This window comes from Mycobacterium sp. UM_CSW (assembly GCF_000455205.1).
Taxonomy (GTDB): Bacteria; Actinomycetota; Actinomycetes; order Mycobacteriales; family Mycobacteriaceae; genus Mycobacterium.
Genome location: NZ_AUWQ01000011.1, coordinates 99,669 through 119,847, shown reverse-complemented (window position 1 = coordinate 119,847; position 20,179 = coordinate 99,669). Strand labels below are relative to the sequence as shown.

The 20,179-nt window shown below is 70.6% G+C and carries 22 protein-coding genes and 1 pseudogene; 13 read left to right on the top strand and 10 right to left on the bottom strand.

Annotated elements, in window-relative coordinates; genetic code table 11:
* The 4 genes and pseudogenes from N415_RS31840 to N415_RS04800 all read left to right on the top strand — a co-directional run.
* A pseudogene (locus N415_RS31840) lies at positions 1-801 on the top strand (PE family protein); the annotation flags it as partial.
* A 38-nt stretch (positions 802-839) separates the two neighbouring features.
* Positions 840-2,000 (top strand): 8-amino-7-oxononanoate synthase, encoded by a 1,161-nt coding sequence (locus N415_RS04810; RefSeq protein ID WP_068177702.1) that lies wholly within the window; start codon positions 840-842, stop codon positions 1,998-2,000.
* Complete coding sequence (gene bioD, locus N415_RS04805) at positions 1,997-2,671, top strand: dethiobiotin synthase (protein ID WP_068177700.1); 675 nt, start codon at positions 1,997-1,999, stop codon at positions 2,669-2,671. The genes N415_RS04810 and bioD overlap by 4 nt, the downstream gene beginning before the upstream one ends.
* Complete coding sequence (locus tag N415_RS04800) at positions 2,671-3,177, top strand: 2'-5' RNA ligase family protein (protein ID WP_068177698.1); 507 nt, start codon at positions 2,671-2,673, stop codon at positions 3,175-3,177. The genes bioD and N415_RS04800 overlap by 1 nt, the downstream gene beginning before the upstream one ends.
* Before the next feature lie 103 nt (positions 3,178-3,280).
* On the opposite strand, the gene N415_RS04795 is transcribed toward N415_RS04800, so the two are convergent.
* The 4 genes from N415_RS04795 to N415_RS04780 all read right to left on the bottom strand — a co-directional run bounded on the left by N415_RS04795 (position 3,281) and on the right by N415_RS04780 (position 7,117).
* Positions 3,281-4,645: a hypothetical protein gene (locus tag N415_RS04795; protein ID WP_068177696.1), complete on the bottom strand. Its 1,365-nt coding sequence runs from the start codon at positions 4,643-4,645 to the stop codon at positions 3,281-3,283.
* Positions 4,642-5,004 carry a hypothetical protein gene (locus N415_RS04790; protein ID WP_068177694.1) on the bottom strand — a complete coding sequence of 121 codons (363 nt, stop codon included), beginning with the start codon at positions 5,002-5,004 and terminating at the stop codon, positions 4,642-4,644. The genes N415_RS04795 and N415_RS04790 overlap by 4 nt, the downstream gene beginning before the upstream one ends.
* 4 nt (positions 5,005-5,008) lie before the next feature.
* Entirely contained in the window at positions 5,009-6,847 is a 1,839-nt protein-coding gene (locus N415_RS04785) for a hypothetical protein (protein ID WP_068177693.1), read from the bottom strand.
* Between the two features lie 78 nt (positions 6,848-6,925).
* Entirely contained in the window at positions 6,926-7,117 is a 192-nt protein-coding gene (locus N415_RS04780) for a hypothetical protein (protein WP_068177692.1), read from the bottom strand.
* Positions 7,118-7,258: 141 nt separating this feature from the next.
* Here N415_RS04780 and bioB point away from each other — a divergent pair, with 141 nt between their 5' ends.
* Genes bioB through N415_RS04765 form a run of 3 tightly spaced genes read left to right on the top strand, consistent with a single transcriptional unit; the run spans position 7,259 to position 9,196 of the window.
* A complete protein-coding gene (gene bioB / locus N415_RS04775) occupies positions 7,259-8,299 on the top strand; it encodes a biotin synthase BioB (protein ID WP_068103885.1) in 1,041 nt (346 codons plus the stop codon).
* A gap of 13 nt (positions 8,300-8,312) precedes the next feature.
* The gene (locus tag N415_RS04770) at positions 8,313-8,540 is read left to right on the top strand and encodes a hypothetical protein (protein WP_068177691.1); all 228 of its coding nucleotides are present in this window, start codon (positions 8,313-8,315) and stop codon (positions 8,538-8,540) included.
* Positions 8,537-9,196, top strand: coding sequence for a DUF2567 domain-containing protein (locus N415_RS04765; RefSeq protein WP_068177690.1), 660 nt, complete (start codon positions 8,537-8,539; stop codon positions 9,194-9,196). Before N415_RS04770 ends, N415_RS04765 begins: the two co-directional genes overlap by 4 nt.
* Positions 9,197-9,340: 144 nt before the next feature.
* On the opposite strand, the gene N415_RS04760 is transcribed toward N415_RS04765, so the two are convergent.
* Together N415_RS04760 and N415_RS04755 are read right to left on the bottom strand one after the other, a co-directional pair.
* Positions 9,341-10,681, bottom strand: coding sequence for a lipase family protein (locus N415_RS04760; protein ID WP_068177689.1), 1,341 nt, complete (start codon positions 10,679-10,681; stop codon positions 9,341-9,343).
* 156 nt (positions 10,682-10,837) lie between these two features.
* A complete protein-coding gene (locus N415_RS04755; protein ID WP_068177688.1) occupies positions 10,838-11,545 on the bottom strand; it encodes an NUDIX domain-containing protein in 708 nt (235 codons plus the stop codon).
* Positions 11,546-11,609: 64 nt separating this feature from the next.
* Here N415_RS04755 and nadA point away from each other — a divergent pair, with 64 nt between their 5' ends.
* Genes nadA through nadC form a run of 3 tightly spaced genes read left to right on the top strand, consistent with a single transcriptional unit; the run spans position 11,610 to position 15,069 of the window.
* Positions 11,610-12,641, top strand: coding sequence for a quinolinate synthase NadA (gene nadA, locus N415_RS04750; RefSeq protein WP_152531245.1), 1,032 nt, complete (start codon positions 11,610-11,612; stop codon positions 12,639-12,641).
* Entirely contained in the window at positions 12,638-14,212 is a 1,575-nt protein-coding gene (locus N415_RS04745) for an L-aspartate oxidase (protein WP_068177684.1), read from the top strand. Before nadA ends, N415_RS04745 begins: the two co-directional genes overlap by 4 nt.
* Before the next feature lie 2 nt (positions 14,213-14,214).
* Positions 14,215-15,069, top strand: coding sequence for a carboxylating nicotinate-nucleotide diphosphorylase (nadC, locus tag N415_RS04740; protein WP_161630275.1), 855 nt, complete (start codon positions 14,215-14,217; stop codon positions 15,067-15,069).
* A gap of 20 nt (positions 15,070-15,089) precedes the next feature.
* On the opposite strand, the gene N415_RS04735 is transcribed toward nadC, so the two are convergent.
* Together N415_RS04735 and N415_RS04730 are read right to left on the bottom strand one after the other, a co-directional pair.
* Positions 15,090-15,518 carry a hypothetical protein gene (locus N415_RS04735; RefSeq protein WP_068177672.1) on the bottom strand — a complete coding sequence of 143 codons (429 nt, stop codon included), beginning with the start codon at positions 15,516-15,518 and terminating at the stop codon, positions 15,090-15,092.
* 304 nt (positions 15,519-15,822) lie between these two features.
* Entirely contained in the window at positions 15,823-16,617 is a 795-nt protein-coding gene (locus N415_RS04730) for a helix-turn-helix transcriptional regulator (RefSeq protein WP_068177765.1), read from the bottom strand.
* 91 nt (positions 16,618-16,708) lie between these two features.
* Between N415_RS04730 and N415_RS04725 the strand changes: the two genes are divergently transcribed.
* On the top strand, positions 16,709-17,122 hold the full coding sequence (locus tag N415_RS04725) for an SRPBCC family protein (protein WP_068177764.1): 414 nt from the start codon (positions 16,709-16,711) through the stop codon (positions 17,120-17,122).
* Here N415_RS04725 and N415_RS04720 read toward each other — a convergent pair.
* A complete protein-coding gene (locus N415_RS04720; protein ID WP_068177670.1) occupies positions 17,108-17,674 on the bottom strand; it encodes a TetR/AcrR family transcriptional regulator in 567 nt (188 codons plus the stop codon). The two genes, N415_RS04725 and N415_RS04720, sit on opposite strands and share 15 nt — an antisense overlap.
* Positions 17,675-17,714: 40 nt before the next feature.
* On the opposite strand from N415_RS04720, the gene N415_RS04715 reads away from it, so the two are divergent.
* Complete coding sequence (locus N415_RS04715; RefSeq protein ID WP_068177668.1) at positions 17,715-18,743, top strand: alcohol dehydrogenase catalytic domain-containing protein; 1,029 nt, start codon at positions 17,715-17,717, stop codon at positions 18,741-18,743.
* A gap of 114 nt (positions 18,744-18,857) precedes the next feature.
* On the opposite strand, the gene N415_RS04710 is transcribed toward N415_RS04715, so the two are convergent.
* A complete protein-coding gene (locus N415_RS04710; protein WP_068177666.1) occupies positions 18,858-19,271 on the bottom strand; it encodes a nitroreductase family deazaflavin-dependent oxidoreductase in 414 nt (137 codons plus the stop codon).
* 259 nt (positions 19,272-19,530) lie between these two features.
* On the opposite strand from N415_RS04710, the gene N415_RS30440 reads away from it, so the two are divergent.
* Entirely contained in the window at positions 19,531-20,145 is a 615-nt protein-coding gene (locus N415_RS30440; protein ID WP_152531243.1) for a carboxymuconolactone decarboxylase family protein, read from the top strand.
* Positions 20,146-20,179: the final 34 nt, after the last annotated feature.

The following is a 20,179-nucleotide window of genomic DNA, read 5'->3' as shown; positions in this document are numbered from 1 at the left end:
AACGGCGGGGCCGGCGGTGCCGGCGGGGCCTCCCTCACCTCGGGGGTGAACGGTGGTAACGGCGGCATCGGCGGGCCCGGTGGATTCCTGTCGGGTGTCGGTGGGGCCGGTGGCGCGGGCGGGAACGCAACCGATGCGACCGGCGGCACCGGCGGAGCCGGCGGCAACACGGGCTTCCTCGGGGGCGCCGAATTGGGCGTGGGCGTTCCGCAAGGCGGTACCGGCGGGGCGGGCGGCATGAGCCTCACCGGCCAGGGCGGCACCGGCGGGGCCGGCGGCGCCGGCTTTACGTTGGGCGGTACCGGCGGTGCCGGTGGCCAGGGCGCCACCGGCGGCGACGGCGGCGCGGGCGGTGTCGCGTTCAACCTGGGCTGGGGAACCGCCACTGGCGGGACCGGCGGCGATGGCGGCATCGGCACGGTCGGCGCCGGGGGCAACGGCGGCCACGGGGGCGGCGCGATCATGGGTCCCTACAACTTCACCATCGACACTTTCAACGGCCTGGCGATCTACCCGCCCGGGTGGGGCACGGCCACCGGCGGGCTCGGCGGCACTGGTGGATTCGGCGTCACGGTCGGCGGTACCGGCGGTACGGGCGGCACCGCGCAGAACTACTTGGCGACGGGACATTCCATCGGCGGCACCGGCGGGACCGGCGGCGGCGGCGCTACCGGCGGCAACGGGGGCAACGGGGGCAACGTCTTCGCGATCACCCCGGGCAACACCACCGTCGGAACGGGCGGCGCGGCCGGCGGCACCGGCGGGACCCCCGGCAACCCCGGGCAGGTCATCACACCGTAGCGACGGCCGATGTCGCCCGCCCCGTAGGCTGAACGCCCATGAATGCCTTACCGCGGGCACCGATCGAGGTATCACCGCTGGCGTGGCTGGACGCGGTGGAGAAGCAGCGCCGCGAGGCCGGGCTGCGTCGCTCGCTTCGCCCGCGGCCCGCGGTCACGACGGAGCTGGACCTGGCTTCCAACGACTATCTCGGGCTGTCCCAGCACCCCGACGTGATCGAGGGGGGCGTTGCGGCCCTGCGCATGTGGGGCGCCGGGGCCACCGGCTCGCGCCTGGTCACCGGCGACACCGAGCTGCACCAGGAATTCGAGTCCGAGCTCGCCGGGTTCGTCGGCGCCGCCACGGGCTTGCTGTTCTCCTCCGGATACACCGCCAACCTGGGGGCCGTCGTCGGCCTGTCCGGCCCCGGTTCGCTGCTGGTGTCCGACGCCCTTTCGCACGCCTCGCTGGTGGACGCGTGCCGGCTGTCGCGCGCCCGGGTGCGGGTGACGCCGCACCGCGACGTGACCGCCGTCGACGCGGCCCTGGCCTCCCGCGACGAGGAGCGCGCCGTCGTCATCACCGACTCCGTCTTCAGCGCCGACGGCTCGCTGGCCCCGGTGCGCGAACTGCACGAGGTGTGCCGCCGCCACCGCGCGCTGCTCATCGTCGACGAGGCGCATGGCCTCGGGGTGCGCGGCGGCGGACGCGGGCTGCTGCACGAGCTCGGCCTCGCGGGCGCGCCCGACATCGTGATGACCACGACGCTGTCCAAGGCGCTCGGCAGCCAGGGCGGGGTGGTGCTCGGCCCGGCGGCGGTGCGCGCGCACCTGATCGACGCGGCCCGGCCGTTCATCTTCGACACCGGCCTGGCGCCGGCGGCGGTGGGCGCCGCGCGGGCCGCGCTGCAGGTGCTGCAGGGCGACGCGTGGCGGCCGGACGCGGTGCTTCGCCACGCCCGCTTCCTGGCCGAGACGTGCGGCGTGCCGGAAGTGCCGGCGTCGGCGGTGGTGTCGGTGATCCTGGGCGATCCGGAAGTCGCGCTGGCCGCCGCGACCGCCTGCCTGGACGCCGGCGTCAAGGTGGGCTGCTTCCGGCCCCCTACCGTGCCCGCCGGGACGTCGCGGCTGCGCCTGTCGGCGCGCGCGTCGCTGGACGCCGACGACCTCGAGACCGCGCGCCGGGTGCTGACGGACGTGCTCGGCGTGGCGCGCCGTTGACCGTTCTGGTCGTCACCGGCACCGGCACCGGGGTCGGCAAGACGGTCGTCACCGCTGCCCTGGCCTGCCACGCCCGTCAGGCCGGCCTCGACGTGGCGGTGTGCAAGCCGGTCCAGACCGGCACCGACGCCGGCGACGACGACCTCGCCGAGGTGGGCCGGCTGTCCGGGGTGACCGAACTCGTCGGGCTGGCGCGCTACCCGCTGCCCATGGCGCCGGCCGCCGCGGCCGAGCAGGCCGGGACGGCGCTGCCCACCGGCGAACAAGTGCTGCGGCTCATCGGCGACCTGGACCGCCCCGGCCGGTTGACGCTGGTCGAAGGCGCGGGCGGCCTGCTGGTCCAACTCGCCGACCCCGGCGTCACGCTGCGCGACCTGGCCGTCAGGCTGGGCGCCGCGGCGCTGGTCGTGGTCGGCGCCGAGCTGGGCACCCTCAACCACACCGCGCTAACCGTGGAAGCGCTTGCCGCGCAACGCGTTCCGTGCGCCGGGCTGGTCATCGGGAGCTGGCCGGCCCGGCCTGGCCTGGTGGAGACGTCGAACCGGTCGGCGCTGGCTATGCTGGCCCCGGTGCGGGCCGCGCTGCCCGCCGGCGCGGCATCCAGGCCCGACTTCGCGGCCATGAGCGCCGACGCGTTCGACCGCGACTGGGTGACCGCGCTGGTGCGCTGATGGTCCATTCCATCGAGCTGGTCTTCGACCCGGACACCGAAGAGGCCATCCGTGGCATCTGGCGGGAGTTGGCCGCCGCCGGCATCCCCAGCCAGGCGCCGGCCAGCCGGCCGCACGTGACGCTGGCCGTCGCCGAACGCATCGATCCGTGCGTCGACGGGCTGCTGGGTCCGTTTGCCCGACGGCTCCCGCTGGACGCGGCGATCGGCGCGCCGGTGCTGTTCGGGCGGGCGAACGTCGTGTTCGCCCGGCTGATCGTGCCGACCAGCGAACTGCTGGCGCTGCATGCCGAAGTGCACCGGCTGTGCGGTCCGCATTTCGAGCCGGCGCCGATGTCGAACAGCCTGCCCGGCCAATGGACCGCGCACGTGACCATGGCGCGCCGCGTCGGTGGCCACCAGCTCGGCCGTGCGCTGCGCGTCGCGGGCCGGCCGTCGCAGCTCGACGGCCGCTTCGCCGGCCTGCGCCGCTGGGACGGCAGCAAGAAGGTCGAACACCCGCTGTAGGGCGTGGTGTTCGCGTGTGCATCCTGGGCTTCGCGTCTGACGCCACGGCGCAAAAATCGCCCAGATCCCGCCGTGGGTTCCCATCGAAAGGCGTGGGCTCACACTAACCGCCGAACAGCAGATACAGGCCGGTGAACGTGTAGCCGACCATGACCAGCATCATGGTCAGCTGCCCCGTGAGCTGATGGCCGGCCGGCAGCAGCCGCAGGGCGCGGTCGTGGGCGGCGACCACCGCCACGATGTGCCCGGTCACCACCGATGCCACCTTGATGCCGGCGAGCAGCGGGGGATGCGCCGACAGCACGTACGCGACGTGACAATGCGCCAGCCCCAACAGGTTCCAGCCGCGGCCGAACGGATCGGCCAGGGCGAACACCGCCTGCTGGCCGCGCTCGACGAGGTAGGACAGGTAGTGCGCGAAGATGTAGCCCACCACGATCGGGATCAGCGAATGCGCCATCCGCCCGGGCAGGGCGCGGCGTTGCTCGCGGTCGACGCCGCCGGTGGCGCGCGCCGCAAGTGAAAACGTCACCGCCACAACGGAAATGAACACGATCAGCCCGACCGTGCGCAATAGGGACGACGACAGCGTCGGCGCCAGGCCGAAGCCACGCGAAACCTCGTCGGCGAATCCCCGCCACGTCGGCGACGACGAGAAGCTGTCGAACGCCGTCGACCCGAGCAGCACCGCCAGCAGCACGACCACCCCGGGCCGCACGGGCAGCGACGGCAGGTGGTCGAGCGGATTCCCGACGACGATCTCGCCGGTGGCCGGGCGGCGCCGAAACGGGCAGAGCCGGGAAACCGCCATGCTGTACACGCCGAACGGGTCGGCCCGGGCCAGCCACCGCTGCCCGCACAGCCACGCCCCGACCAGCATCAGCGCCGCATAGGTCGCCAGCCACGCCCGGACCAGCGGCAGCGACGCCGAGTTGGGGCTGGCCAGCTCCATCCACACGAACGCGAACAGGCCCAGCGCCGCCGGCCGATAGCCCCAGCCCTCGGGGTAGGACCACCGCGGCCGGCCGAGGCGCGCCGGCATCACGCGCCGCAGCAGCAGATACACCGTGCGCATCGGCGAGATCACTCGCCATACCGGGCCGAATAACAACGACACCGCCACCAGCCCGACCCACAGCAGCACGTAGAACGCCCCGAGCAGGGCGTTGGACTCCGACCGCGGACCCCACAGCCCGGCCGACACCACCCACACCGCGAACGCCAACGCCAGCCCGGCCGCCGTCCAGCGGGTCGCCCGGGCGTCGACAAACGAGGTCAGCGCCGACGGCAGCGGGCGGCCGGGCTTGTCCGGATCGAACCGGGGCCGCCGCCACGCGAACGCGACCAGCGCGAACGTGAACGTCAGGGCCCACGCCGCCCCGACCATCGCGTACAGGTACGGCACCGGGAGGTCGCCTGAGCCGCCCAGGCCGTGCGCGAGCACCGTCGTCGCGCCGGCGGCGCTCACGGCTGGACTTGGATCGTCGCGATCGTGCGGTCCAGGTGATGCAGTTCGACCTCGACGTTTCCCGGGACGTCAACGCTGAACTGGAAGGTTTGGCCGGCCGCGGCCGCGACCGGGAACTTGTGGTCGGGCGTCGAGTGCACGTGTAACTCGTCGGGCGCGTCGCTGGTGACCCGCAGGGTGATTTGCTGGTGCACCTTGGCCTGCAGCGTGGCGTTGGTCGGGGTGACCTGGCCCTTGGCGATGGTGACGTCCACGACGGGGGCCGCGGCGGGCGACTGGGGCTGCGAACCGCCGCAGGCGACGAGCCCGCACGTCAGCGCGGCCGCCCACGCGGTGACGAGGGCACGGCGAACCGTCATCGAGCTAGGCCGCCCTGGGAGCGCCCGGCACGGGCTGCTTTTCCTCGACCGGCTCCGGCGATTTCTCGCTGTTGTTCAGCCGGCCGGCGCCCCACGTCAGCGCGCTGATCACCATCAGGGTCAGGATCAGCACCACGATGCCGCCCGCGGTGAACAACCAGGCCGGCGCGCTCTGGTCGCGTTCGCGCTGCAGGATCGTGACCTCCAGGACGAACGGCCGCACGCTTTGCGCCAGCGCGGGAACCTCGGGTGCCGGAATGGCGTCGTCCGCGGGCTCCCAGATCGGCACGGCCGTCATCGTGCGGCCGTCCTGCACCCGCAGCAGCGTCTTCCACTCGCCCCACACGGGGACCGGCTGGGTCGACCGGTAGTGCCCCGGACCGACCTTCTCCAGTCGGTCGATCATCAGGCCGCGGTTGTTCTCCATGCGGCCCTGCCAGGACAGGATCGTCAGCCACTCCGGATGGTCGCTGACGAACGGCGGGGTGAGCTGCACGTCCGCCGAGACCATCCGCCGCCCCGGTTGGCTGGGCTGGTCGGTCAGCGTGACGGTGGCGGTGTTGTGGCTCGGGACCAAGATGTGCAAACCGTTGGCCACCGCGGCGCCGATCACCAACACCGTCAACACCACCGCGGCGATGCCGACCCGGCGCCCCGGCAGCCGCTGTCCGGTGAGCACCATCCCGAACATCGCTCCGCACACCCCGGTCAGCACGGCCACGGGCACCGACATCGCCAGCGCCTCGCCCCACATCCTCGTCGGCCACGGGTAGTGGTACACCGCGCCGATCCACAGCGACTCCAGCCACAGCCCGACGGTCGCCACGCCGAGGCCGGAGACGGCACCAAAAGCGATGGGGCGCTTGAGGAGTGGTGTCAGCGCCACCAGCTCGACGACCAGCGCCGGACCCACATAGAGCGGGAACCAGTTGATCGGCGCGCCCAGGATGGGCCCGACCAGCAACGCGACCAGGCCCCGCAGCGCGACGGCGAACAAGGCCCCGATTACCGCGCCGCCGCGCCCCATGGTCAGCCGGGCGGCAACCGCCGCCAGCGCGGACGCCGCGGCGATCAGCATCGGCTGGAATACCAGCCGGAATTGCGGGACGCCGAAGTCGAATTCGATCTGATAGACGGACAGCCCGATGAACAGACCGCCGAAGGACAGGTAGCGCAGGAATGTGATGAACGGGCCGTGGAAGACCTCCGCGCCCTCGTGGGCCTCGCCCTCGCGCTCCAGGATCAGCACCGAGAAAAGGGAAAAGCAAGCTCCGCCGATCATCATCAAATGCGTTGGGCCCCAAAGGGTTACGTCTTGCCCGAAGATGCGGTGCCAAATGTCGTCGAGCGGAAACCCGATCATCGCGTACAACCCGCAGCCCGCCATCAAAATCCCGCCGACCGGCGCATACCAGTTACGCGTGATGCGCACCGCCGCCGGGCCGGGCCGGTCGAACGGCAGCACGATCGCCAACATGCCCGCGACAAAGATCCCGAACAGGCCGATGATGATGAAGTAGTGCGCCGGGTTCGCCAGCGGGCCGGGGTCGCGGCCGTTGCCGATGTGCCAGCTGACGTCCCAGATGAACCCGAACAGGGCGCAGATGATGAACGTGGTGAAGATCAGGACCGGTAGGGCCACCCAGTTGGGGCGGTGGAACTTTTCGCCCATCTTGTCGGCGATGCGGGTCAACCACTCGATGCGGTGGGTGCGGTGCGCATAACCGATCCACAGCATGGCCGCGCCGATCACCACGGCGGCGATCGACAGTCCGATCACCTGGTTGAGGCCGGCGCCGCGCGCCGGCGCCTCGGCCACAAAAGTGAGTTCCGCCGATTTCATCGTCAAACCCTCCTGCACCGCAGCCTGGCGAGCTGTGATGCAGCTCGCAGGAACCGGAATGCCCCGATCCAGGGCCCGTCAATCACGCTTTTTGTCGGCGGCGTCGCTTTGCTGGTTCACACCAGCGTCGCCGCCGTTGCGGCGGTCTCTCAGCGCGACGTACAGGATGACGCCGACCACCACGATCGCCGGCAGGAAGGCGGGGATCGCCAGCAGCAGCATGTGGTGGGCCAGGTACTCGACGTGCGCCTGGGCCTCCCAAACAGTCATTGATCAGACATACCCCGGCGGACCCCGTCTGTCCCCTCCCTCGGAGGCCGTTACCCTACTTTGAACCGATTTGTTCAGGCTGCCATCACGAATGGCAGGTGCGGGTGCGCGCGCACGCAAAAAGATGCAGGGGAGTACCTGGTGACTCAAGCGGCAACTCGGCCGACGACCGACGCCGACGACTCGAACGACGACATCCTCGCGGTGGCCCGCCGGCAGGTGCTCGACGGCGGCGAGGGCCTGACCCGCGACCAGGTGCTGCGGGTGCTGCAGCTGCCCGACGATCGGCTCGAGGAGCTGCTGGCGTTGGCCCACGAGGTGCGGATGCGCTGGTGCGGCCCCGAGGTCGAGGTCGAGGGCATCATCAGCCTCAAGACCGGCGGGTGCCCGGAGGATTGCCACTTCTGCTCCCAGTCCGGGCTGTTCTCGTCGCCGGTGCGCAGCGCGCGGCTCGACATCCCCAGCCTGGTCGAGGCGGCGAAGCAGACGGCCAAGTCGGGCGCCACCGAGTTCTGCATCGTGGCCGCGGTCCGCGGCCCCGACGAGAGGTTGATGGCGCAGGTCGCGGCCGGCATCGAGGCGATCCGCGACGAGGTCGAGATCAACATCGCCTGCTCGCTGGGGATGCTGAGCGCCGAGCAGGTGGAGCAGCTCTCGGCGATGGGCGTGCACCGCTACAACCACAACCTGGAGACGGCCCGCTCGTTCTTCCCCAACGTCGTGACGACCCACACCTGGGAAGAGCGCTGGGAGACGCTGTCGATGGTGCGCGACGCCGGCATGGAGGTGTGCTGCGGCGGCATCCTCGGCATGGGCGAAACCCTGGAGCAGCGCGCGGAGTTCGCGGCCGACCTGGCCGAGCTCGGGCCCGACGAGGTGCCACTGAACTTCCTGAACCCGCGGCCGGGCACCCCGTTCGGCGACCTGGAAGTGCTGCCGGTCAGCGAGGCATTGAAGTCGGTCGCCGCCTTCCGGCTGGCGTTGCCGCGCACGATGCTGCGCTTTGCCGGCGGGCGCGAGATCACGCTGGGTGATCTCGGCGCCAAGCAGGGCATCCTAGGCGGCATCAACGCGGTGATCGTCGGGAACTACCTGACCACGCTCGGGCGCCCCGCCGAGGCGGATCTGGAACTGCTGCAGGATTTGCAGATGCCGATCAAGGCGCTCAACGCCAGCCTGTAAGAGACTGGAGACCGTGGTTCGGGAATTGGGCGCCCCGGTCAGCGCCGGCGTCTACAACGTCTACACCGGGGAGCAGGGCGGCACGGCCGTGCCGACGGCCGCCGAGCTGGGCCTCGAGCCGCCCCGGTTCTGCGCCCAATGCGGACGCCGCATGGTGGTCCAGGTGCGGCCCGACGGCTGGCGGGCGCGGTGCTCGCGGCACGGCGAGGTCGACTCTGCGGACATGGAGGCACAGCGGTGACCGAGCACGCCGAACCCGCGCCCTTCGAACCCGCGGGCGTGCCCCGCAAGGCGCGGGCGCGCGCGGTCCTCGTCGCGGTGCTGGGGGTGACCGCGACCGGTGTCGCGATCGGCGCGCTGTGGGCCTGGATCGCGCCACCGATTCGCGCGGTCGTGGCGATCACGCGGGCCGGCGAGCGGGTCCACGACTATCTGGGCACCGAGTCCGAGCACTTCTTCATCGCGCCAGCCATGCTGCTGGGCCTGTTGACGGCGCTGGCGGTGGTGGGCGCGGTGCTGGTGTGGCAGCGGCGCGAGCACCGCGGGCCCGCGATGGTTCTGGGGTTGTCGCTCGGCATGCTGGTCGCCGCGGCGGTGGCTGCGGGGACGGGTGCGCTGCTGGTTCGGCTGCGCTACGGCGCGCTGAACTTCGATGCGGTCGCGGTCTCGGGCACCCCGCCGGTCGCCTATGTCACCCAGGCGCCGCCGGTGTTCTTCGCCCTCCACCTGCCGCAGGTGGCGGTGACGCTGGCCTGGCCCGCGGGGATCGCCGCGCTGGTGTGCGCGCTTCTCGCGGCGGCCGACGCCCGCGACGACCTGGGTGGTCTTCCGGTGGCCGGTCGGCCTTCCGGCGCGCTGCCGATGGAGCCCGAGGCCCCGGAGGCCGCCGTCTCGTAGGCGTCGCAGCCGTGTCGAGTGTGAATTCACGGCTTTCGGTGTGAACCCACGGCGAGATCTGGGCGATTTTTCCGCCGTGGATTCACGCGCAAAGCCCAGGACACACACTCAACACGCGGGTGCCGATCGCGACGTCCAGGGACCTTAGAGCGGACGGTGCGGGATCTTTCGGCCGGTGATGACCTTGGCCGCGATCTTGACCAGTCGCGCCATGCCGACGTAGGTCATCGGGTTGAACATCGTCGGCCACGTGGTGCGGATCAGGTGCTCGGTCAGCGGCCGGCCGGCGAACCGGTCGGTGAGCCAGCGCAGGGTCATCGGCGCGGACAGCGGGTGCAGGCAGATGTGTTCGTTGAACGCGTCCCGGTGGTAGGTGACCCGGGCGCCGCCGGCCGAATAGGCGTCGGCGAGCTCGTCGATGTCGTGCACGTCGATCAGGTAGTCGTGCACCGCCTGCACGATCAGCACCGGCGGCGTCGGCACCGCCGCACCCAGCTTGATGCTGTCGAAGACGTAGGTGACCTCGGGGGTCGACAGGATCTCTTCGAGCGGCTCGTCGAGATAGTCGCCCATGTTCTTGCCGGCCATCCTCAGGACGGCCTCCACGGTCGTCATGTCGTGCAGCGAGTCGAGCAGGGCGCGACCCTCCTCGTTGGTGTGCTCCTTGATGATCCGGTCCAGGTCGGGGTAGATCTTGGCCAGCGCCGCCACCACCAGCGCGGGCAGGCCGGCGAGGAAGCTCCCGTTGAGCCGGCGAAACGTGTGGCCGAGGTCGCCGACGGGCGAGCCCAGCACCGCGCCGACGATGTCCAGTTCCGGGGCGTAATCGCCGCACATCTCCGCGGCCCACGCGCTGGCCAGGCCACCGCCGGAGTAGCCCCACAGCCCGATCGGCGCCGACGGTGACAGCCCGAGCCGTTCCGAGCTCAGCGCGGCGCGGATGCCGTCCAGCACGCGGTAACCGGGCTCGTACGGCGCGCCCCACGAACCGTGGATGCCCTCGTGGTCGGGCACCGACACGGCCCAGCCCTCGGCGACGGCGGCGGTGATCAGCAAGAACTCGAACTGGCTGAGCGACCCGAGGGCCTTGGCCCGGCGCCTCAGCGCGTAGGACGGAAAGCAACGCGACGTCATCGCGTCGATCGCGCACTGGTACGACAACACCGGGCAGCTCTGCCCCGGAGCCAGCTGAGCCGGGACGATCACGGTGGTCGCCGTCGCCTCGGGCTGGCCATTCATGTCCATCGTGCGGTACAGCAGCTGGACGGCCTTGACGGGCTGGGGCACCAGACCTAAAAACGCCAGCTCGACGTCGCGCGAGCGCAGCACCGTGCCGGGCTCGGCGTGCTGGTAGCCGGGCGGCGGCTGGTAGAACGGGTCGTCCGAGGGCAGCAGCGGCCGGACCTTGCGCTGCAGGTCCTCGTGGTGCGGCCGTCCGATCCACTGAGCGCCACGCGTTCCCGCGAGATTGCCGAGCTCAACCATTCGCAGATCCCTCCTTGGCCATCCGGCATTCTCGCGCATGAACGGACGGTGACCAAAACGTAATCGCCGCGTTGTGAGCCAGTTCTCGTGGTCCCCCCAGCTCACGGGCGAAAGGTGTTCTGCCCAATGTACCGGCGTGTCGCGGCGGGCGGGGCGTTAAACGCCGGGCGGCCGGAACGCGGCGAATTCGTCGGTGACCCTTAGCTGGGAGTCGGTGAAGTGATAAAGCGCCGCCGGCCGTCCGCCGCTGCGGCCGGACTGCGCGATGGTGCCGGTCTGGCTGATGACCCCGCGCCGGACCAGCACGCGCTGCAGGTTCGTCGCGTCGACCTGGTAGCCCAGCGCGGCGCCGTAGATATCGCGCAACGCGGACAGCGCGAATTCCCTTGGGGCTAAAGCGAATCCGATGTTGGTGTAGGACATCTTGGCGGCCAGCCTGGTTTGGGCGTGGGCCACCATCGGGCCGTGGTCGAACGCCATGGGCGGCAGCGAATCCACCGGATGCCAGCGGGTGTCCGGGGGCAGTTCCGGGGTGGCGGGGGAGGGCACCAGGCCCAGGAACGTCGAGGCGATCACCCGGGCACCGGGGACCCGGTGTGGGTCGGAAAACACAGCGAGCTGCTCCAAGTGAGCCAGCTCTCGTAGGTCGACCTTCTCGGCCAGCTGGCGGCGAACCGAGGTGGTCATGTCCTCGTCGGTGCGCAGCCGGCCGCCCGGCAGCGACCAGGCGCCCTTCTGCGGTTCCCGGGCGCGTTGCCATAACAGGACGTTCAACTGGGGTTTCTGTCTACGGGGGGCCGCCGTTACCTGACGAACCTGGAACACGACGGCAAGCACCTCGTGTTCAGTGCTAGTATGGCCCATGTTTTCGATTGTAAGTCGAAAACCTCCCGGGACGAAAGGAACCGCTGTGACGGTTTCGATTGGCATGGACACCCTCGCGGACGACCTGAGTGCCCGCATCACCGACACCCCCGCCGGATACACCGGCCTGGACGGAGACGAGCAGTGGGCCGCCGAGGTTCGCCGGCTGGCCACGCTGCGCGGCGCCACGCTGCTCGCGCACAACTACCAGCTGCCCGCCATCCAGGACGTCGCCGACCACGTGGGCGATTCGCTGGCGCTGTCGCGGATCGCCGCCGATGCGCCCGAGGACACCATCGTGTTCTGCGGTGTGCACTTCATGGCCGAGACCGCCAAGATCCTCAGCCCGGACAAGACCGTGCTCATTCCGGACCAGCGGGCCGGCTGCTCGCTGGCCGATTCCATCACCCCCGACGAACTGCGCGCCTGGAAGGACGAGCACCCCGGTGCCGTCGTCGTCTCCTACGTCAACACCACCGCCGCGGTGAAGGCGCTGACGGACATCTGCTGCACGTCGTCCAACGCGGTCGACGTCGTCGAGTCCATCGACCCCGACCGCGAGGTGCTGTTCTGCCCGGACCAATTCCTCGGCGCCCACGTTCGGCGCGTGACGGGGCGTAAGAACCTGCACGTGTGGGCCGGCGAATGCCACGTGCACGCCGGCATCAACGGCGACGAGCTCTCCGAGCAGGCGCGCGCAAACCCCGACGCCGAACTCTATGTGCACCCCGAATGTGGCTGCGCCACTTCGGCTTTGTACCTCGCCGGCGAGGGCGCGTTCCCGGCGGAGCGGGTGAAGATCCTGTCCACCGGCGGCATGCTCGATGCCGCCCACGAGACGAAGGCGCGCAAGGTCCTGGTCGCCACCGAGGTCGGCATGTTGCACCAATTGCGCCGCGCCGCACCGCAAGTCGACTTCCGCGCCGTCAACGACCGGGCCTCCTGCAAGTACATGAAGATGATCACCCCGGCCGCGCTGCTGCGCTGCCTGGTCGAGGGGGCCGACGAAGTCCACGTCGACCCCGAGATCGCCGCGGCGGGCCGGCGCAGCGTGCAGCGAATGATCGAGATCGGGCAGCCGGGCGGCGGCGAATGATCACCCGTCCGGATTGGACCCATTCCGCCGATGTCGTTGTAATCGGAACCGGCGTAGCGGGTTTGGCCGCGGCGCTGGCCGCGCATCGCGCCGGCCGCAGCGTTGTGGTGCTGTCCAAGGCGCACGATGCGCGCGGGGTGACCGCGACGCACTACGCGCAGGGCGGCATCGCGGTGGTGTTGCCGGGCAACGACGACTCGGTCGAGGCCCACGTCGCCGACACCTTGGCCGCCGGTGCCGGCCTGTGCGACCCCGACGCCGTCTGCTCGATCGTCGCCGACGGCTACCGCGCCGTGTCCGAATTGGTCGGTGACGGAGCGCGATTCGACGAGGCCGTGCCCGGCCGGTGGGACGTGACGCGCGAGGGCGGACACTCGCGGCGGCGCATCGTGCACGCCGGCGGCGACGCCACCGGCGCCGAGGTCCAGCGCGCGCTCGACCACGCGGCGGCCACGCTCGACATCCGCACCGGCCACGTGGCCCTGCGGGTGCTGCACGACGGGGCCGCGGTGACCGGCGTGTGGGCGGGCAACCCGGACGGCTACGGCGTCATCAGCGCGCCCTCGGTGATCCTCGCGTCCGGCGGGCTCGGGCACCTGTACGGGGCGACCACCAATCCCGACGGCTCCACCGGAGACGGCATCGCGCTGGCGCTGTGGGCCGGGGTGCCGGTCAGCGATCTCGAGTTCATCCAGTTCCACCCGACGATGCTTTTCGGAGGTGGCGGCGGGCGCCGTCCGCTGGTCACCGAGGCGATCCGCGGCGAGGGTGCGATACTGCTTGATTCCCAAGGCAATTCGGTCACCGCCGGCGTTCACCCGATGGGCGACCTGGCTCCCCGTGACGTCGTCGCGGCGGCCATCGACGCGCGGCTGCGGGAGACCGGCGACCCGTGCGTCTTCCTCGACGCGCGCTGCATCGCGGGCTTCGAGGCGCGGTTCCCGACCGTCACCGCCGCGTGCCGGGAGGCCGGGATCGACCCCGTCCGCCAACCCATTCCGGTCGTCCCCGGCGCGCACTACAGCTGCGGCGGCGTCGTCACCGACGTGCACGGGCAGACCGAGTTGCCCGGGCTGTTCGCCGCCGGCGAGGTGGCCCGCACCGGGATGCACGGCGCAAACCGCTTGGCGTCCAACAGCTTGCTCGAGGGGCTGGTGGTGGGCGGTCGCGCCGGCAGGGCCGCGGCCGCGCACGCGTCGGCGGCCGGGCCGACCCGCGCGCTCGCGCCCGAACTCGTCGCCCACACCGCCGCATCGCGCGGCGACCTGCACCGGGCCATGAGCCGCGACGCCTCGGTGGTGCGCGACGCCGCCGGGCTGAACCGGTTGTCCGACAAGCTATCCGGGGCGCCCATCCGCGACATCACCGGCCGGCGCGACTTCGAGGACATCGCGTTGACGCTGGCCGCCCGGGCGGTGACCGCGGGCGCCCTGGCGCGCACCGAAAGCCGCGGGTGTCACCACCGCGCGGAGTACCCGGACGCGGCGCCCGAACAAGCCCGCAGCAGCGTGCTCCGGCTGGCCGACGACCAGAACTCGGTGCTGGTGGAGGCGCTGGCGGCGGTGGGGTGACGATGCTGTCCGACGGCGAACTCGACACCGCCCGGGACCTGATCCGGCGCGCTCTGCAGGAGGATCTGCGCTACGGGCCCGACGTCACCACGCAGGCCACGGTCCCGGCCGCGGCGGTGGCCACCGCCTCGATGGTGCCCCGCGAGCCGGGCGTGATCGCCGGGGTGGACGTCGCGTTGCTGGTCCTCGACGAGGTCCTCGGCGCGGGCGGCTATCAGGTGCTCGATCGCGTCGACGACGGCGCCCGGCTGCGGCCGGGCGAGCCGCTGCTGACGGTCCGGGCGCAGACCCGCGGCCTGCTGACCGCGGAGCGGACCGCGCTGAACCTCATCTGCCACCTGTCCGGAATCGCCACCGCCACCGCGGCCTGGGTCGACGCGGTGCACGGCACCAAGGCCAAGGTCCGCGACACCCGCAAGACCCTGCCCGGCCTGCGGGCGCTGCAGAAATACGCGGTTCGCGTCGGCGGCGGCGTCAACCACCGCCTGGGGCTCGGCGACGCGGCCCTGATCAAGGACAACCACGTCGCCGCCGCCGGATCGGTGGTCGAGGCGCTGCGCGCGGTGCGCGAAGCGGCCCCCGACCTGCCCTGCGAGGTCGAGGTGGATTCGCTCGAGCAGCTCGACGAGGTGCTGCCGGAAAAGCCCGAGCTGATCCTGCTGGACAACTTCCCGGTGTGGCAGACGCAGACCGCCGTACAGCGCCGCGACGCCCGGGCACCCGCAGTGCTGCTCGAATCGTCCGGGGGACTCAGCCTGGAGAACGCGGCGACCTACGCCGCGACCGGCGTGGACTACCTGGCCGTCGGCGCGCTGACCCACTCGGTGCGCGTGCTCGACATCGGCCTGGACATGTAGTCCTCGCCCGCTCGTCGCCCTCAGGTGGCCATGGCGTCGGCCGCCGAACGGGCCGAAAGCGCGTCGAGCACTGCATATTCCGCTTCGTAAACAGCGGACTCCGCGAAATCGATCGCGTCAAGCGCATAGCTGATGGCCATGTTGGCATAGACGTCCATCTCTTTGGCTTCGTGCGCGGCCCTCTTTTCCGCCATGTCATTGCGAATCTTGTCGACGTGGTGCTTCCAATTGCCGGCCAGCTCCTGCCAGTGCTTGGATGCCTCGTCGTGGGCGGCGTCGGCTCGGTCCTGTAGGTGGTCGGCGGCCTTGGATGCCCGGTCGCGCGCGCGAGCCGCGTCGGCCTGGACCTGTTCTCGGGCCTGCTGCCCCGCGGCGCGTACCTTTTCGTTCGCCTCCTTGACCGCGGCGGAGAGCTTTTCGAATTGAGTGGTCAGGTCGTTGTCAGCCATTGCAAGATCCCTTCTGCCTGAGGCTGATTGATGTGCAGCTGCAATTGTTGCGCTGCACCGGCGCGTGGGCGTAGGGCCCTAAGTCCTTGGTCCGGCTGGGGCATGGCGATCATCGGTTCTCGGCTTGCGAGACCGCGTCGCGTCGGCGTTCCGTGGTGTGCGCTTCATCAGCGGTCTGACACATGCGACCACTGGATCTCAGACCGTTGCGGCGCAGGCGGCTAGCGTCCTTATCGGCCTGGACTTGTAGGACTTCCGCTTGCGTGTGAGCCCTCCCTTCACACCGAAAGCCGTCAGCGCACACTCAATGCGGAGACAGCTCGCGGCGGATCGCCGCCGGGGTCTGGGCCACATGTTGGCGAACAACGCGGGTGAAGTGCGCCTGGTCGGCGAATCCGAGTTCAGCGGCGACGGTGGCCAGCGTCGACTCACCGCGCTCGAGCCGGTCGAGCGCCCGGCTCACCCGGACGCGGTTGCGATACCGAGTGAGCGATACGCCCAGCTCGCGCGGGAACGCCCTACTCAACCGGTATGGCGACGTGCCCAGCAGCTCCGCCAGCGGGAACAGGCCGCACGCCGCCGGGTCGTCGTCGTGGATGGCCGCGCGCGCTCGCCGCACGAGAAGTGCGTCGGCGGGACCCGGCCGATCCGCCAGCGGCGTGTGTCGGTCGGTTACCGCTCGTACCGCCCTGGCTATGAGCGCGACGACGTTCTCGGCGAGCTGATAGTCGATTTCGCCGCCGGCCAACAAACGCCGGTGCGCGAGCTCCAGCCGAGCGTCGACGTAGAAGGTCGAGTGTCGCAGTCGACCGGCATCGCCGACCAGCCGCCGCCACGACGCCGCGTTCAGCCGCACCGAGGTGCACACGTCACCGCCGTGGGGATGTGCGAATTGGTCTTCCTCGCCAGGGCCGCCGACGTAGCCGACCGTCGGATCGAGATTGACCGGCCCGTCTGAGCCTCGCCGCTGAAACCGGCCGGACCTGACCAAGACCAGCCGTCCGTCGATCGGGCGCTCAATCGCCGACCAGCTCGAGCCGTCGGGACGGCATGTCCAGGCCTGCAGGCTGAAGTGGGGCCGGGCGGCGAGGGTGACCATCGACAGCACGCCGCCAGGCTAGCGCCGCAGGGTGACAGCCGGCCGCAAGGATGTTCAAGACCGCGCGGCATCCGGACGCGAAGCTGCCTTCATGGCATCAATACGCACCGAGTTCCAAATCGACGTCGACGCCGACCGCGTATGGCAAGTGATCGGGGACTGGGCCGACGGCCCGGTTGGCATGGCGCGCGGTTACGTGGTGTCGGCGCAGGCCGACGGCGACGTTCGCGTGGTGACGTTCGCGAACGGCAATGTCGCCCGGGAACGGCTCATCGCGCGAGACGAATCCGCGCGCCGCATCGTCTACTCGCTCATCGGCGACACGGCGCGACCCGAACACGACAACACCGCGATGCAGATCGTGCCCGACGGCGCGCGCCGGTGCCGCTTCATCTGGACCAGGGACGTTCTGCCGGACGAGCTCGCGGGTCGGCTGCACGCCGCGATGGAGCACGCCGCCCAGGCGATCAAGGCCAGCCTCGAAGGCGAGCTAGCCGCGCAGTAGCGTGCGCGCCGCGGGCTTGGCCGCCTCGAGCGCGCCCGCGTCGCCGGAGATCCGGGACAGGATCAGTGCCCCCTCGATCAGTGAAATCACCGCCAGCCCAACCTGTTTCGCCTCCGCCGCACCCCACCCGTCGGAGCGCAGCCGCTCCTCGAGCGCCGCGCACCATCCTGCGAAGGCGCGTGCCGACGCCTCGCGCACCAGCGGGCTCGCGTGCACGGACTCGGTGGCGATCGGTTCGATGGGGCAGCCGTCGCGCCGATCGCCCGCCAAGCCCGCGGCCAGCAGGTCGATCCACCGATCGACGATGTCGGCCACCGGCCGGCCCGTTGCCAGCAACCGGCGCAGCAGGTGCTCGATGCCGCTTCCCTGCGTCTCGACGACCGCCGCCGCCAACTGTTGCTTGCCCTGCGGAAAGTGGTGATACAGCGAACCGGGCTTGACGCCGGCCTCGTCGAGGATCTGGTTGAGCCCGGTCGCCGCGTAGCCCTGGCGGCGAAACAGGGTGGCGGCCTTGTCGATCAGCGCGGGGCGGCTGCGATCCGGTCTCGGCATGCTATTGACTTTACTTGAATGATCACTCAAGAATGCAGGGATGAGGCAGCTGACCTACGAAGAGACTGGGCTATACGCGTGGCGCGAGGTGCCCGAACCGCAGCTCGCCGCGCCAGAGCAGGCGCTGGTCCGGCCGCTGGCGGTGGCGTGTTGCGACCTCGACGTCGCGGTCTGCCAAGGCAGGCTGCCGTTGCCGCCGGCGTACGCGGTCGGCCACGAGGGGTTGGCCGAGGTAGTGGCGGTCGGTGACGACGTCAAAGGCGTTCGGGTGGGCGACCAGGTGGTGGTGCCTTTTCAGATCAGCTGCGGGACGTGCCGCGAATGCCGTCGCGGCATGACGGGTTCGTGCGGCTCGGGGCCACTTATGGCGATGTATGGGATGGCGCCGATCGCCGGGCTGGACGGCGGCGGGTTCATGTCGGATCTGGTGCTGGTGCCCTACGCCGACGCGATGCTGATCCCTTTTCCCGACCCGGTCGACCCCGTCTCCATCGCGTCCCTGTCGGACAACATTCCCGACGGCTGGCGCACCGTCGGGCCGTTCGCCGACGAACTGAGCGCGCTCGATCCGGCCGATCGCCGGGTCCTGGTGCTAGGGCGACTTTCGATCGGGTTGTATGCGGCCGCCTTCGGCGTGGCGCTGGGCGCTCACGTCGACTACGTCGACACCGACCCGCAGCGGCTGGCCGCCGCCGAGAAGCTCGGCGCGGCGGTCCACGACGTCACCAAACCCGACAAGTCTTGGGGCTCGTACCCGGTCACCGTGCACACCACCGGCGACGCCGCGTCGCTATCGGCGACGCTGCGCGCGACCTGGCCGGACGGCGTGTGCACCGACACGGGGATCTACCCCGAATACAAGGTCGAGATGCCGCTGTTGCCGATGTACACCCGCGGCGTGCGGTTCATCACCGGACGCGTCAGCGCGCGCACGGTCATCCCACGCGTGCTCGAACTGCTCGCCGGTGGCCTGGACCTGTCCCCGGCCGTCGACCGCGTTGTTGCCTGGGAAGACGCCCCGTCGGCCTGGCCGGCGATGACGGGTAAAACGGTCTTCACGCGGGCCTAGGGCGTTGGGTGTGAACCTGGGGCTTTGCGTGTGAGTGTAGGGCGGGAAAATCGACGAAATCCCGCCGCCAGTACACGCGAAAAGCCGTCAGTTCACACGCAATGCCCCGAAGCGTCAGGCGATGTCGGCGACGAACACCCCGACCCGGCCCAGCTGCGCGCGGACCATCCGGGGCAGGCCCTCGCCGTCGGAACCGGCGGGCAGGATCCGCGGGTTGGTGATGTGCACCACGCGGTTGCGGCCGTACTCGACGTCGGCCTCGCCGGCGGCCAGCACGTTCTTGACCCAGTTCGTCTTGCCGTGGGCCAGCGCGATCGCGAGCAAGTTGCCCTTGCGGTAGGGCGTGATGATGGTCTCGTACTGCTTGCCCGAGGTGCGGCCGCGGTGCTTGATGGTCGCGGTCCCGGGCAGAAAACGCGCGATCGGCTTCACCGCCGGGTTGAAGTACTTGATCTGAAAGCGCTCGAACCAGACCGGGAACACCATCGGGACGCCGGGGGCGTTGTTCGGGTGATTCTTTGTGGACATGACGGCTCCTTGAGCAACTCTGCGGGCCCTAACCGGTCTTACCCGGCCTTTCACCGGCACTGTACCGGTCCGGTATCGACGCGAGCTGATCTGGGACTTGCGTGATGACGCTTCGTCGTTGCCCCACCGCAATAAGCCAAGCCGCACAAGGGATTTCGTTTTGCCGTCGGTGAGGTTGCGGGCGTACGGTTTGCCTATGACCAACGCGTGCGAGTCCATGCCGAAAGTAGGCGCTATCCCGGCAAAGTACAGATTTCTCATGGCCATGGCCGCCGCGCGTCCCGACGGTGTGAGGGCATTCGCCGCCGAAGCTCGCGCGGCCGGCGCCTCGGAAGCAGAGATCGCCGAGGCGGTCGAGATCCGACGATCCGTTGGCGCCGACGCCCCGCGGGCCCGGACGCTGCGGATTTACCTGATCCTGTGGGCGGCGGCCATGATGGTCGGCGCAGCCATGCTGATCCAAACCGCCTCACCCGTCCGGGCCGATGTGTGCGGCGACGCCGGCGGTGCCCCGGCAGCGCCGGGTGGCTGCATCCAGCCCGGCGCGCCCGTCGCGGATCCGCCACCGCAGGCCGGCCCTCCCAAACCGCCGTGGCTGTCGGTGATCGAGCGTCGCGATCCCCAGTTCGCCGACTCTTACCTGGCCATGCGTGAGCGAATCCTGAAGGACGGCGCGATCCCCGCCAAGTACAAGCTGCTCATCGGCATGGTCACCGATGCCATCGCTGCGCACCCGGATGGTGTCCGGATGCTGGCCGACAACGCCCGGGCGGCGGGCGCCACCGAACCGGAGGTCACCGAGGCGGTCGAGGTGGGATATCTGTACGGCGGGACCGCGGCACTGGTCATGGGAAGCAACGCGTTCGGCAGCTGAACGCCGATTCGCGCGGTCCCGAACCCCGAGAGCA